This is a genomic window from Pseudomonas fildesensis, assembly GCF_001050345.1.
Taxonomy (GTDB): domain Bacteria; phylum Pseudomonadota; class Gammaproteobacteria; order Pseudomonadales; family Pseudomonadaceae; genus Aquipseudomonas; species Aquipseudomonas fildesensis.
The window spans coordinates 86,243-97,669 of record NZ_LFMW01000013.1; the positions used below are offsets into that span (position 1 = coordinate 86,243).

At 58.9% G+C, this 11,427-nt stretch carries 15 protein-coding genes, 1 tRNA gene and 3 pseudogenes; 7 read left to right on the forward strand and 12 right to left on the reverse strand.

Features of this window, described 5'->3' with window-relative positions:
* Nucleotides 1-154 precede the first annotated feature (154 nt).
* Nucleotides 155-424 (forward strand): annotated as a pseudogene (locus ACR52_RS29585) (Y-family DNA polymerase); the annotation flags it as partial.
* Here the strand turns inward: ACR52_RS29585 and ACR52_RS19970 are convergent.
* The 4 genes and pseudogenes from ACR52_RS19970 to ACR52_RS19985 all read right to left on the reverse strand — a co-directional run.
* A pseudogene (locus tag ACR52_RS19970) lies at nucleotides 421-690 on the reverse strand (phage tail tube protein); the annotation flags it as partial. The pseudogenes ACR52_RS29585 and ACR52_RS19970 overlap by 4 nt on opposite strands.
* A 4-nt stretch (nucleotides 691-694) precedes the next feature.
* The gene (locus ACR52_RS19975; protein ID WP_048728397.1) at nucleotides 695-1,228 is read right to left on the reverse strand and encodes an NADPH-dependent FMN reductase; all 534 of its coding nucleotides are present in this window, start codon (nucleotides 1,226-1,228) and stop codon (nucleotides 695-697) included.
* Between the two features lie 140 nt (nucleotides 1,229-1,368).
* The gene (locus ACR52_RS19980) at nucleotides 1,369-1,620 is read right to left on the reverse strand and encodes a hypothetical protein (protein ID WP_048728400.1); all 252 of its coding nucleotides are present in this window, start codon (nucleotides 1,618-1,620) and stop codon (nucleotides 1,369-1,371) included.
* The gene (locus ACR52_RS19985; protein WP_048728404.1) at nucleotides 1,617-1,808 is read right to left on the reverse strand and encodes a hypothetical protein; all 192 of its coding nucleotides are present in this window, start codon (nucleotides 1,806-1,808) and stop codon (nucleotides 1,617-1,619) included. Before ACR52_RS19985 ends, ACR52_RS19980 begins: the two co-directional genes overlap by 4 nt.
* Nucleotides 1,809-1,890: 82 nt before the next feature.
* Here ACR52_RS19985 and ACR52_RS19990 point away from each other — a divergent pair, with 82 nt between their 5' ends.
* From ACR52_RS19990 to ACR52_RS20015, 5 genes and pseudogenes are all read left to right on the forward strand, one after another.
* Nucleotides 1,891-2,766 (forward strand): hypothetical protein, encoded by an 876-nt coding sequence (locus ACR52_RS19990; protein ID WP_152687652.1) that lies wholly within the window; start codon nucleotides 1,891-1,893, stop codon nucleotides 2,764-2,766.
* Nucleotides 2,767-3,305: 539 nt separating this feature from the next.
* Nucleotides 3,306-3,485, forward strand: coding sequence for a hypothetical protein (locus ACR52_RS31335; RefSeq protein ID WP_048728414.1), 180 nt, complete (start codon nucleotides 3,306-3,308; stop codon nucleotides 3,483-3,485).
* 230 nt (nucleotides 3,486-3,715) lie between these two features.
* Nucleotides 3,716-4,402: pseudogene (locus ACR52_RS20005) on the forward strand (DNA cytosine methyltransferase); the annotation flags it as partial.
* A gap of 580 nt (nucleotides 4,403-4,982) precedes the next feature.
* On the forward strand, nucleotides 4,983-5,261 hold the full coding sequence (locus tag ACR52_RS30975) for a hypothetical protein (RefSeq protein ID WP_053221252.1): 279 nt from the start codon (nucleotides 4,983-4,985) through the stop codon (nucleotides 5,259-5,261).
* A 10-nt stretch (nucleotides 5,262-5,271) separates the two neighbouring features.
* Nucleotides 5,272-5,706 (forward strand): site-specific integrase, encoded by a 435-nt coding sequence (locus tag ACR52_RS20015; protein ID WP_177330523.1) that lies wholly within the window; start codon nucleotides 5,272-5,274, stop codon nucleotides 5,704-5,706.
* Nucleotides 5,707-5,821: 115 nt separating this feature from the next.
* On the opposite strand, the gene ACR52_RS20020 is transcribed toward ACR52_RS20015, so the two are convergent.
* Nucleotides 5,822-5,912 (reverse strand) — tRNA-Ser (locus tag ACR52_RS20020).
* A 152-nt stretch (nucleotides 5,913-6,064) separates the two neighbouring features.
* On the opposite strand from ACR52_RS20020, the gene ACR52_RS20025 reads away from it, so the two are divergent.
* On the forward strand, nucleotides 6,065-6,736 hold the full coding sequence (locus ACR52_RS20025) for a Bax inhibitor-1/YccA family protein (protein ID WP_048728419.1): 672 nt from the start codon (nucleotides 6,065-6,067) through the stop codon (nucleotides 6,734-6,736).
* Between the two features lie 75 nt (nucleotides 6,737-6,811).
* Here ACR52_RS20025 and murB read toward each other — a convergent pair whose 3' ends face one another.
* Genes murB through ACR52_RS20060 form a run of 7 tightly spaced genes read right to left on the reverse strand, consistent with a single transcriptional unit; the run spans nucleotide 6,812 to nucleotide 11,333 of the window.
* The gene (gene murB / locus ACR52_RS20030) at nucleotides 6,812-7,831 is read right to left on the reverse strand and encodes a UDP-N-acetylmuramate dehydrogenase (RefSeq protein ID WP_048728422.1); all 1,020 of its coding nucleotides are present in this window, start codon (nucleotides 7,829-7,831) and stop codon (nucleotides 6,812-6,814) included.
* Nucleotides 7,828-8,292 (reverse strand): low molecular weight protein-tyrosine-phosphatase, encoded by a 465-nt coding sequence (locus tag ACR52_RS20035; RefSeq protein WP_048728424.1) that lies wholly within the window; start codon nucleotides 8,290-8,292, stop codon nucleotides 7,828-7,830. Before ACR52_RS20035 ends, murB begins: the two co-directional genes overlap by 4 nt.
* Nucleotides 8,292-9,056, reverse strand: a complete 765-nt coding sequence (kdsB, locus tag ACR52_RS20040) for a 3-deoxy-manno-octulosonate cytidylyltransferase (protein WP_048728426.1) — start codon at nucleotides 9,054-9,056, stop codon at nucleotides 8,292-8,294. Before kdsB ends, ACR52_RS20035 begins: the two co-directional genes overlap by 1 nt.
* Entirely contained in the window at nucleotides 9,053-9,238 is a 186-nt protein-coding gene (locus tag ACR52_RS20045) for a Trm112 family protein (RefSeq protein WP_003174668.1), read from the reverse strand. The genes kdsB and ACR52_RS20045 overlap by 4 nt, the downstream gene beginning before the upstream one ends.
* A 24-nt stretch (nucleotides 9,239-9,262) precedes the next feature.
* Nucleotides 9,263-10,273 (reverse strand): tetraacyldisaccharide 4'-kinase, encoded by a 1,011-nt coding sequence (lpxK, locus tag ACR52_RS20050; RefSeq protein ID WP_048728443.1) that lies wholly within the window; start codon nucleotides 10,271-10,273, stop codon nucleotides 9,263-9,265.
* On the reverse strand, nucleotides 10,273-10,701 hold the full coding sequence (locus ACR52_RS20055; protein ID WP_048728449.1) for an ExbD/TolR family protein: 429 nt from the start codon (nucleotides 10,699-10,701) through the stop codon (nucleotides 10,273-10,275). The genes lpxK and ACR52_RS20055 overlap by 1 nt, the downstream gene beginning before the upstream one ends.
* Nucleotides 10,698-11,333: a MotA/TolQ/ExbB proton channel family protein gene (locus ACR52_RS20060; RefSeq protein WP_048728452.1), complete on the reverse strand. Its 636-nt coding sequence runs from the start codon at nucleotides 11,331-11,333 to the stop codon at nucleotides 10,698-10,700. Before ACR52_RS20060 ends, ACR52_RS20055 begins: the two co-directional genes overlap by 4 nt.
* Nucleotides 11,334-11,427 lie beyond the last annotated feature (94 nt).

Below are 11,427 nucleotides of genomic sequence, written 5' to 3' on the forward strand. Positions count from 1 at the left end.
GGTGCTGTCCGCAGTCAACAGCAGATGTCGGTATGGACAAATTAGACTCTGAAAGCACTACATAGGTGGATATCCATGGCCATGGTGTATTCAGCGGGAAACTAGAGTTGGCGCGGGTTTCACTCATGTCCATGGGTTGACATCTTTCCTTTACATTGACGAGGCGTTTGCCGATCTGACGGGCATTGACGGTGACTTGTCCGCGTTTGGTCGACAGATGCGCTCTGCACTTCTCAAACGCACGGGCATCCCTGTCGGCGTGGGCATTGCACGCACCAAAACCCTGGCCAAGCTCGCCAACCATACCGCCAAGCGGTTGTTGGATATTACTGGTGGCGTAGTAGATATATGCGATCCGTTCAAACGCGACTGGACGCTGCGTAATACGGATGTAGGAGAAGTCTGGGGCATCGCGCAGGTAATGCTACTACCATCCGGGAGGTTCAGGCGGAGCAAACGAGGCTGTTTGTCATCGTCCGCCGCCTCGCAGACAGCCACATAGGGCTTGGACGGATCGTCAGCGACGGTGTAAGTCAGCGTGATCGGATTCTTGGTGGCCGGCATCTGGCGGTCGTTGTCGTCGGCCACGAAACCAAAGGTAAGGAACTGCTGATCGCTACCGGCCGAGTTCATTTCGGTGACCTGCGAGATCTCGGTGAAAGCCGTCACCTCGCGGACAGAGCCGATACCTTCGCTATTCCTGCATGACCTCTATGTGAATCTTGAATGCAGCTAATGCCGAGACGATTTGCTTACTGATCTCTGGGCTCGCTGCGATGCCGGCCTCATCCATTCCTTTAGCGAGCAAGTTCACAGTTATCGACGCAGGCTCTACAACTACCGCGGACATGGTATTCAGCACCAGCCGAAGCGCCTCCTGGGCATGACTCGCACGAGGTGAAGCGTTAAACAGTGCAACCGGCTTACCCGGGAATTCATGGCTCGCCACAAGCCAATCCAACGCATTCTTGAAAGAGCCAGGTATTCCACGAGCATACTCAGGACACGAAATGAGGATACCGTCTGCCTTGCCTATCAAAGCCCGTAACTCTGCGACGATCTTAGGCGGTTCATCAGCCAGGTCCGGATCGAAGTGAGGTAATTGACCAACCGCCAGGTAGTGCTTGATCGACACCCCGTCAGGACTCAGCGCCTCAGCAGCACGCAGTAGTGCGGAGTTAGAAGATGCTGCGCGAATGCTTCCGGACACCGCTAATAATTGGACCATTTGTAAACATTCCATTCCCTAGTGAGATGGCGCAGTGTCGCATACATGAATCAGGGCCAGCTTCGACACGACAGAAACACTGTCCGGTAGGTGCGTTCGATTGCCTCCCAGTCGGGTTGCTTCGTTGCCATGGGGAATCCTTAGTCTTGGCAATCCAGCAGCACGTCAATCAGCTTCTGCTCACCCAGGCGCATCGCACCCAAGCATTGCAGGTCGTCGCACTTAGGGCCGAGGCCGAAGACGGTCACCTCTCCTTTGGCTCCGATCAGCGTCAAGGCGCCTACCGTGCATTCGGGATGCTCACCGGCATCAAGATCATCGGGGATCTTGCGCAGGGTCTTGGCGGCATCGCGCCAGTCTTCCCGCTTGAACTCAAGAGCCTTGACGGTCATTCGGTCACCATTTGGTGTGTCTGTGCATGGGCGTGACCGTGGAGCAATCCAACGATCAGGCCCTGGGGCAGCCCAGCTTCCTTGGCGGCGTCCACGGCTTCGGCAATGGCCTTGTCAAGAGCGGTTACCGCAGCATTGATGCCTGGGCTCATTGGCAGCACGTGCCGCAGGCGGGTGACGTTGGTCATGTATGACCCTCTACAATGAAACTCTGCACCCATCGGAAACCTCACCATAACTGCGCCTCATGCTCGAGTACCGGACCAGCACGTGAACTACCCCACCTCGGTTGGGTCCATTACAGTAATGGAGACTCGAACAACTGCAATCAGGGAAGAAACGCCTTTGAAACTTCATCTTTCAATCCTACTTTTCAGCATCGCTCTGTGTGCTGAAGTGCAGGCTGCGCCATCCCCCGAAACCGAAGCTGTCTTTGAGCACGCAATGCTTTTAGCTAATGACATACAGCAGCGAGTTGATCAGCTGATTGAAAAAGAACAGCAGGGGAAAATCGACAAGCTCACAATGAGCCAATCCATACAGGAAGCAACGAAAGGACTTGAGGCCTTTGAGGGAGAACTGCGGAAGGCTAGCGTCGGCGGGCACGGTGTCGCGTCCTTCGTGTTGGCGAATCTGCATGATGGTCGTGCGGCAACCTTTCTAGATGGCTATGAGGCGATGCATGCAGAAGCCTGCGCGCTTTACCAGAACGCCTCGGATCAAGGGTTGATTGCCGGAGCGGTAATAGTATTGCGCAACTGTGACGAAGCTTTCCAACGACACAAGTTCGATGATCCCGAGCTTCTGCGCAAGCATAGTCAGCTGGTCAATGCTCTGGAACAGCCAGATCCGTACTCCGACTATTATCCACTGCCAGCGAGAGGCTCGTACTGTTTCAAAGACTCACAGATACCTGAAGTCAACCATCAACAACCGTTGACCACTATGAGAGACATCTACCAACCAGTGTCTCTGAGCCTGGAACAGTTTCGCGCCGACGGTTATTACCTGTTAGCACTTACGGGCGATATCGCGAACCCTAAAGTTCGGGCCTATTTCAAGCAGGTACAGAAGCTAGCACCCGACTGCCTAGACCCCTCCCATCTCCAGTCCCTGTTCAAAAATATGGAGAGAAAAAGCCACTGACTTTAGTGCCATCTTTCGCCACGATTTGGCGCATTCGAAAACGTGGCGCTGATTAATCGAACTTGCGACTGGGCAGCTTGAAGTCAGTCACCCTGCCAGCAATCGAACGAATCTTCTCCACTTGGACGACCGCAAGGGACTGAGAGACTTCATTCTTCTCCGCAAGATTCATACTTTTCGCTCCTTAATCCGGCCCCCTACCGGTCACCCGTAATAACCCATATCAACGAAATCTGCCACCTGGCAGCGCCCTATCGCTTTCCGTTCGTATCGGGAATAAAGCTACCCAAGAAAAAGACAGTCGCAGGCCCTATGAGCCAAGCGGCGGTCGTTCCCGGACTGACAATTGGTACGGCGATAGCAATTGCAAACAGGCCTACCCCTGTCCATAGCCGCTTACGCGGCGTGAACCACACGCGGAACGCTTCAAGCTTTTTACCGACCATTACCACCTCCTTGTTTGATAAGCAGCAAAGCATATCACCCACCTTAACGAATCACGCCAGCCGGCGAGGCAGGCGCACGCTTGGAGATAACCCATGAGCACTTTTGCAGTGTTTGGAATGACCCTCGATGTCGCCATGGCCGAGGCGAGGAAGACCGTAAAAACCACCCGACCCGACCCGAAGCGCCCCGGCCACAAGACTGAGCTTTCGGTCGATGACTGGCTGATCAAGGTTTCTCAGAAGGCCGAACAGATCATGGGGGGGTCAGGGTAAAGCAGCTAACGCTCTTCGACGCACCGCAGTATGCAGAGCACTTCATTGAGCTTGCACGCAAGGGCAGCAAATGCCGAGACATGCGGATAAAGGCCAAGCGCACGCTGGTCGATGCCCAGGGCGAGCCAATCATTAACCCGAAGACGAAAGCGCCAAAGGTCGGGTTTACGGAATGGCCGTCAAAGCAACAAGACCAGGCCGCGTAACCCACACGAACATCGAGAACCGCCATGACCATCACCTACGGCTCTGTTTGCTCCGGCATCGAGGCTGCAACACAAGCGTGGCACCCGCTGGGCATGCGCGGCGCCTGGTTCGCCGAGATTGAACCGTTCCCCTCGGCGGTCCTGGCCCACCACTACCCCGATGTTCCAAACCACGGCGACATGACCAAGCTGGCCGCCCTGGTGCTGGCCGGAAAGATCCCCGCGCCGGACGTGCTGGTCGGCGGTACCCCGCGCCAGGCCTTCTCGGTCGCCGGTATGCGCGAAGGCCTCACCGACCCGCGCGGCGCCCTAACCATCAAATACGTGGAGCTTGCAGATGCAGTTGACTATGTTCACGCCGGCCTGCGAAAGCCCGCCAGCGTCATCGTCTGGGAGAACGTCCCCGGCGTCCCCAGTGACAAAGGGAGCGCCTTCGGATGCGTTCTTGGCGCGCTTGCTGGGGAAGACTGCGAGCTGCAGCCTCCAGGGAAGAAATGGCAGGACGCTGGTTGTGTGTATGGACCCAAAAGAACAATCGCGTGGCGGATCCTGGACGCCCAATATTTCGGCCTGGCCCAACGACGCCGTCGTGTGTTCGTTGTCGCAAGTGCTCGTGACGGATTCGATCCCAACGAGGTACTTTTTGAGCGCGAAGGCGTGCGCCGGGATACTGCGCCGCGCAGAGGCGAGGGGCAAGACGTTACCGGAACAGCTCCTTTCGGCCCTGCACTCCAGTGCGGATGTGGATACGTCTTCGCTGAATCCCTAGGCCAGTACGGATGTCCGAACTGCGAAGGCGACGAGGGGCCAGCAGTCTATATGTTCGGTGGGATACCGCCGTTCGGCGGCCATAGCCTGGGCGGCTCGATCGAACGCGCAGCAACGCTCACCGCCAAGGACAGCCGGCTGGACATCGAAAGTGAGACATTCTTCATTCACCCAGAGGTCGCCGGAACGCTAACCAGCCACGCGTTCAGTGGAGGCGCAGGCGGAAGGCCTGACGGCGCAGCGGTAGGACACTTCCTTGTTGCGCCGAAGCTCGCCGGCGGAGGCAGAAAGAGCGGCGGATACAGCTACGACGACATTCCATGCGTTGCCGCGACTCTCGACGCGAGCTGGCCTTCGAATACGACGCATCAGAGTAGGTGCAGGCATCTTGGCTTGCTGAAGGTATCGCCGACTGTGCAGCCTGGAACCCAACCAAGCCCGATGGCGAAGGCTGGTTCGTCTTCTCGATCCACGATACCGACGACGGCCCGATCTGCGTGTGGGTGCAACAGGTGGTGACGCCATGAATGAAATCAAAGAACGCCCCATCCTGTTCTCGGCGCCGATGGTGCGCGCCATCCTGGAAGGCCGGAAGACGGTCACGCGGCGGGCGGTGAAAGGCTTCCAGATCCCTACCGAGGACACTGCCATTCCGGTTGGAGATCGTCAGCGCTGGAACGCAATAGGCCAGCGAGACCCGCGCTATGGCTTCTGTGTATTTGGATCGACCGAAGCAGAGTGCGCCAGGGAACTGGAACCGTACGCACCTTGCCCATATGGCCGGCGCGGCAACCGGCTGTGACGTACTGATCATGTGCAGCGACGACACCGAAGGTGACTACTTCCTCGTGACACAGGGCAAGACCGGTCAGAAGCTCAGAATCCTGATGCGTACGGAAGCGGGAGAAAACAGCCTGGGGAGATTGGTGCGGGAGATAACCGAGAGGAATGCCTGCCACCCTTCCAAATACCTGCTGATAAACAAATACGCGAAGAGGATGACAAAAGGGATGTTGCGCCTGCGCTGGGACAAGGCGCGGGAGAAGGCCCAGCAGAAGGCAATCGATCAGGGCGACCCAGTACTGGCAGCCAAGATAGGAGGGTTTCAATTCCGCGACATTCGGCCTAAGGCAGCCTCGGAAATCGTCGATATCGGAGACGCAAGCCTACTGCTCGGGCACAGCAAACAGGAGATCACCAAACGGGTTTACAGGAGGATCGGTGCGACCGCCAAGCCCTCCAAATAGGCAAAGTTTCGGAACGCCTACCCAAAAGTTTCGGAACGCCTTCCAAAAACCGCCTTTTCCTGCCCAAACCCCAGAAACGCAAAAGCCCCGCATTGCGGGGCTTTCGTTTGAATCTTGGCGGGAAACCAGGGATTCGAACCCTGGGAACGCTATTAACGTTCGCCGGTTTTCAAGACCGGTGCATTCAACCACTCTGCCAATTTCCCTTTTGCATCACAGGATTATAGTAGCCCATCCTGTCTCAGCGGGCGCCATAATACCCGAATGAAACACACTGTCAAACTCTCGCCATCGCTTGTTACATAGCGTCTGTTATGATCTTTGCGACTGAACGTTTCAAAACTGAAGGAGTGTCGCCATGCGCGAACAGAATTACGCAGTGAATGGTAACGCGCAGGCTGAGCAGCTTGAAGTCAGCCGCGTCTTGCGCAACACGTACGGCTTGCTCGCCCTTACCCTCGCATTCAGCGGCGTGATGGCGTTCGTGGCCCAGCAGATGCACGTCGGCTACCCGAATATCTTTGTCGTGTTGATCGGCTTCTATGGTCTGTTCTTCCTGACCAACAAGCTGCGTGACTCGGCCTGGGGCCTGGTGTCGGCGTTTGCCTTGACCGGCTTCATGGGCTTCATCCTCGGCCCGATCCTTAACCGTTACCTCGGCATGGCCGGCGGTGCGGAAGTGGTCAGCTCGGCGTTTGCCATGACGGCGCTGGTGTTTGGTGGCCTGTCGGCTTACGTGCTGATTACGCGCAAGGACATGAGTTTCCTGGGTGGTTTCATCACTGCAGGCTTCTTCGTGTTGCTGGCTGCGGTGGTCGCAGGCATGTTCTTCCAGATCAGCGGTCTGCAACTGGCGATCAGCGCGGGTTTTGTGCTGTTCTCCTCGGTGTGCATCCTGTTCCAGACCAGCGCGATCATCCACGGCGGTGAGCGCAACTACATCATGGCGACCGTCAGCCTGTATGTATCGATCTACAACCTGTTCATCAGCCTGTTGCAGATCTTCGGCATCATGAGCCGCGACGACTGATTCATACCGCAACAAACAATGCCCCGTATCGAAAGATGCGGGGCATTTTTGTTTTCAGGCTGTTTGTTTCAAGGCTCAGTACTGGTTGGGTTCCATTTCCAGTTCGACCTTGAAGCGTTCGGCAATATCCTGCTGGATACGTCGCGCCAGGTTCGCAATATCGTGACCCGAAGCGCCACCATAGTTCACCAGCACCAACGCCTGCATTTTATGCACGCCCGCATCGCCATCACGAAAGCCCTTCCAGCCGGCCTTGTCGATCAACCAGCCGGCAGCGAGCTTCATCTGCCCGTCGGCCTGAGGGTAGGTAACCAGGTCCGGATACAGGCTCTGCAGCTCTGCGGCCAGAGCCTGGGACACCAGCGGGTTCTTGAAGAAGCTGCCCGCATTGCCAAGCTCCGCCGGGTCCGGCAGTTTTTCCCGGCGAATGCTGCAAATCGCCTGGCTGACGTCGCTGGGCGTAGCGTCGGTGATCCCCTGCCCCGCCAGGCGCTGTTGCACCGGGCCGTAGTCGAGTTTGAGATGGCTGGCGCGGCTCAGGGCAAAACGCACCCGCAGAATCAACCAGCGCCCCGTCTCGTGTTTAAACAGGCTGTCACGGTAGGCGAACTTGCATTCCTGGAGGCTGAAGTCCCGCAGCTCGCCGGTCTGGCGATCCAGGGCGGTCAGGCCGGCAAACACGTCCTTGATCTCCACACCGTAGGCGCCAATGTTCTGCATAGGCGCCGCACCGACGGTGCCGGGGATCAGGCTGAGGTTTTCCAGGCCGCAGAAGCCGTGCTCGAGGGTCCACAGCACAAACGGGTGCCACGCTTCACCCGCTTCGGCCTCGACCACCACGTGCACGCCATCATCGTTCAGCACGCGAATACCCTGGGTCGCCATGCGCAACACCAACGCCGGAATATCCTGCGTCAGCAGCAAGTTGCTGCCACCGCCGATCACCAGCAACGGCAGCGCCTGCGCGGCCGCGTAGGCCAAGGCTTCACGCACATCGGAGTCGCTACGGGCCTCAGCGAACAGCCGGGCGCGCACATCGATACCAAAGCTGTTGAATGGCTTGAGCGATACCTGCGCAAGCACTTGCAAGGTCATAACCGCCCCTTCAATTCGATCACCAATAAATCACAGGCTCGCTCGATCAGGTCCAGAACCCGTTCAAAGCCTTGTTCGCCTTCGTAATAAGGGTCTGGCACTTCGTCCACCTCGGCGTCGTAGCGACGCAGGAACAGATCCAGCTCAGCGTTGCCCTGCGCCGGCTGCAACGCCTTGAGGTTGCGCAGGTTGCTGAGGTCCATGGCCAGGATCAGGTCATACCGCGCAAAATCGGCACGGGAGACCTGCTGCGCGCGCTGGGACGATAAATCGTAACCCCGCACCAATGCAGCACGCTGGCTGCGCTGGTCCGGTGGGTTGCCGACATGCCAGTCGCCGGTACCGGCAGACGCCACGTCGACCTGGCCAGCCAAACCCGCTTCGCGCAACTTATGGCGCAGCACGCCTTCTGCGGTGGGCGAACGACAGATGTTGCCCAGGCAGACAAACAGGACCTCCATCAGGCCCCCAGCAGGCGACGGACGCGCTCGAGGTCTTCCAGGGTGTCGACACCGGCAGGTGGTGCTTCCAGGGCATCGCCCACATGGATGCGCACGCCATGCCACAGGGCACGCAGCTGCTCCAGGGATTCGGTATTTTCCAGCCAGCACGGGCCCCAGCTGACGAAGTCATGCAGGAAACCGGCGCGGTAGGCGTAGATGCCGATATGGCGGCGGTACGGCACACCCTCCGGCAGCACGTCGGGGTTCTTGGCGAACGCGTCCCGTGCCCAAGGCAGGATCGAACGGCTGAACGTCAGCGCCAGGCCATTCATATCGGTGACCACTTTCACCACGCCCCGGTTGAACAGCGTATCGATGTCTTCGATCGGTTCGGACAGGGTCGCCATGCGCGCTTCACCGTGGGCAGCCAGGTTGGCAGCCACCTGGTCGATCACGCTTGGCGGGATCAGCGGTTCGTCACCTTGTACGTTGACCACAATAGCGTCAGGCGCCAAGCCAAGCTTTGCAGCCACTTCGGCCAAGCGGTCCGTGCCGGAGTTGTGGTCTTCACGGGTCAGCACCGCTTCGGCACCAAAACCTTTGCAGGCCTCGATGATGCGCGGGTCATCGGTGGCGACTACCACGCGCTGGGCGCTGCTTTTACAGGCCTGTTCCCACACCAGCTGGATCATCGGCTTGTTGCCGATCAGTTGCAGCGGCTTGCCCGGCAGGCGGGTCGATGCATAACGCGAGGGAATAACAACGGTAAAGGCAGTGGTCATTTATCCAGGCGCTCATCGGTGGTCAGGGTCCGGGCTTCGCTTTCCAGCATGACCGGGATGCCGTCGCGGATCGGGTAAGCGAGGCCGGCACCCTTGCTGATCAGCTCGGTTTTGTCGGCGCTGAGCTTGAGCGGGCCTTTGCAGATTGGGCAAGCGAGGATATCGAGCAGTTTGGTGTCCATGAGTGTGTCCTGGAAAGAAGCGTTTTAAGGCAAGAGACGGGCGGGTAACAGGCGCATCAGCTGCGTGTCGAACCAGACGATAAACGCCGGCGACGGTACCGCGTCCACCGCAAGGTACCACCAGTCAGGCCGGGCGAAGGCGCGGCACTTCACCGCGTCCTTCTCGGTCATGACCAGCGGCAATGACGGCGTAAAACTCAAGACCTCGGCACTGTAGGGCGCGTGGTCGGCAAAAGCATGGGGTATGGGCTGCCAGTGTAGCGTTTCAAGGGTATTGAAGAAACGTTGCGGGTTACCGATGCCGGCGACCGCATGCACCTGCTGGCCCGCCGGGAAGTGCTCGACCGGCTGGCGCTCGCGGCTTTGCAGGTTGACCAGTGCCGTGGGTAGCAGGCGGAAGGCAAAACCATCGTCTCGATCCGAGCCGGCGCCGTTGTACAGAAGCGCATCAACGCTCTGCAGGCGCTCCACCGGTTCACGCAACGGCCCGGCAGGCAGGCAACGGCGATTGCCCAGGCCACGGGCGGCGTCTATCAGCACCAGCTCAAGATCGCGGGCGAGACGGTAGTGCTGCAGACCATCGTCGGAGAGAATCAGGTCCAGGGTTTCGCTGGCCAGCAGGGCCTTGACCGCGCGACTGCGGTCCGGATCGATCATCAGCGGCACGCCGCTGCGCTGCACGATCAACAGCGGCTCGTCGCCGGCCACCTCAGCGCTGTCAGTGGCTGACACCCGCCACGGCAATTGCGGCGGCTTGGCGCCATAGCCGCGACTGACCACGCCCACGCGCAAACCACAGCGCCGGCAGTGCTCGATCAACCACAGGATCAACGGCGTCTTGCCGGTGCCGCCCACGGTGATGTTACCGACCACCACCACCGGCACCGGTGACTGGTAGATCTGACCCTCACCCGCCAGGAAACGCGCGCGCTTGCGCTGCACCACGCGGCGATACAGCGATTCCAGCGGGCGCAACAGCGCGAGTGCCGGATGGCCCTCGTACCAGGCCTTGAGCAAACGATCGGACATGGCCATCAGGGTGGGCTCGCCGCCTCGACGGTGGTCATGCGCAGGTGGCTGAAACCGAGCTTGCCGGCGGCATCCATTGCTGTGATCACGGCTTGATGCTGAGTCTTGCCGTCGGCACTGATGGACAAGGGCATTTTGGTGTCGCCACCGGATTCCTTCTGCAAGGCGTCCATCAAGCTGGCGAGGTCGTTTTTCTCGAGCAACTGGTTGTTGACCGAAAACACCCCGTCGGCGCTGATGGCGATGTCCAGTTGCTTGACCTCCTGGTCCTCGGCCGGCGAGCCGCTGACCGCTTCCGGCAAATCAACGCGCAGTTCGGTTTGGCGGGTAAACGTCGTGGTCACGACAAAAAACAGCAGCAGGATAAACACCACGTCAATCAGCGACGCTAGGTTGATATCGACATTTTCCCGTTGCTTGCGGCGAAATTTCACGCTTTACCCTCGACCAGATCCACGTCTCGGTCGCCCTGCACCACTTCCACCAGCTTGATGGCTTCCTGCTCCATGCCTACCACCAACTCATCGATGCGGCGTTGCAGGAAACGGTGGAAGAACACCGAAGGAATACCGACCATCAGCCCGGCAGCCGTGGTGATCAAGGCCTTGGAGATACCGCCGGCCAGCACTGCGGCGTTGGTGGTCATGCCCGAGCCCATGAACGAGCTGAAAATATCGATCATGCCCAGCACCGTGCCCAGCAGACCGAGCAACGGTGCCATCGCCGCGATGGTCCCCAAGGCATTGATATAGCGCTCCAGCTCATGAATGACCCGGGCCGCCGCCTCTTCAATGCACTCTTTCATGATCTCGCGGCCATGCTTGGAGTTGGCCAGCCCGGCGGCGAGGATTTCACCCAGCGGTGAATCGGCGCGCAGCTCCTTGAGTTTCTGCTTGTCGAGCTGCTTGTTCTTGATCCAGCCCCAGACCTGCCCCAACAGATGCTCGGGCGTGACGCGACTGGCGCGCAGGGTCCACAGGCGTTCGGCAACGATGCCGAGTGCGGCGATGGAGCTCATGATGATCGGCAACATCATCCAGCCGCCGGATTTGACCAATTCCCACACAGTGAATGCCCCCTCAAAAAAGTGCGCCACTTTACCATATAGGTACGACAGCGGGGTTCGTCGGCCACCGACCGGACTATCGCGGGTGACGGCC

Coding starts and splice junctions, on each gene's coding strand:
- ACR52_RS20025 (WP_048728419.1), top strand. CDS start 6,065: ATGCGCGAACAGAATTACGCAGTGAATGGTAACGCGCAGGCTGAGCAG.
- lpxK (WP_048728443.1), bottom strand. CDS start 10,273: ATGGCCATGTCCGATCGTTTGCTCAAGGCCTGGTACGAGGGCCATCCG.
- ACR52_RS20015 (WP_177330523.1), top strand. CDS start 5,272: ATGTGCAGCGACGACACCGAAGGTGACTACTTCCTCGTGACACAGGGC.
- ACR52_RS19985 (WP_048728404.1), bottom strand. CDS start 1,808: ATGACCAACGTCACCCGCCTGCGGCACGTGCTGCCAATGAGCCCAGGC.
- ACR52_RS31335 (WP_048728414.1), top strand. CDS start 3,306: ATGAGCACTTTTGCAGTGTTTGGAATGACCCTCGATGTCGCCATGGCC.
- kdsB (WP_048728426.1), bottom strand. CDS start 9,056: ATGACCACTGCCTTTACCGTTGTTATTCCCTCGCGTTATGCATCGACC.
- ACR52_RS20045 (WP_003174668.1), bottom strand. CDS start 9,238: ATGGACACCAAACTGCTCGATATCCTCGCTTGCCCAATCTGCAAAGGC.
- ACR52_RS20035 (WP_048728424.1), bottom strand. CDS start 8,292: ATGGAGGTCCTGTTTGTCTGCCTGGGCAACATCTGTCGTTCGCCCACC.
- ACR52_RS19975 (WP_048728397.1), bottom strand. CDS start 1,228: ATGGTCCAATTATTAGCGGTGTCCGGAAGCATTCGCGCAGCATCTTCT.
- ACR52_RS30975 (WP_053221252.1), top strand. CDS start 4,983: ATGAATGAAATCAAAGAACGCCCCATCCTGTTCTCGGCGCCGATGGTG.
- murB (WP_048728422.1), bottom strand. CDS start 7,831: ATGACCTTGCAAGTGCTTGCGCAGGTATCGCTCAAGCCATTCAACAGC.
- ACR52_RS19980 (WP_048728400.1), bottom strand. CDS start 1,620: ATGACCGTCAAGGCTCTTGAGTTCAAGCGGGAAGACTGGCGCGATGCC.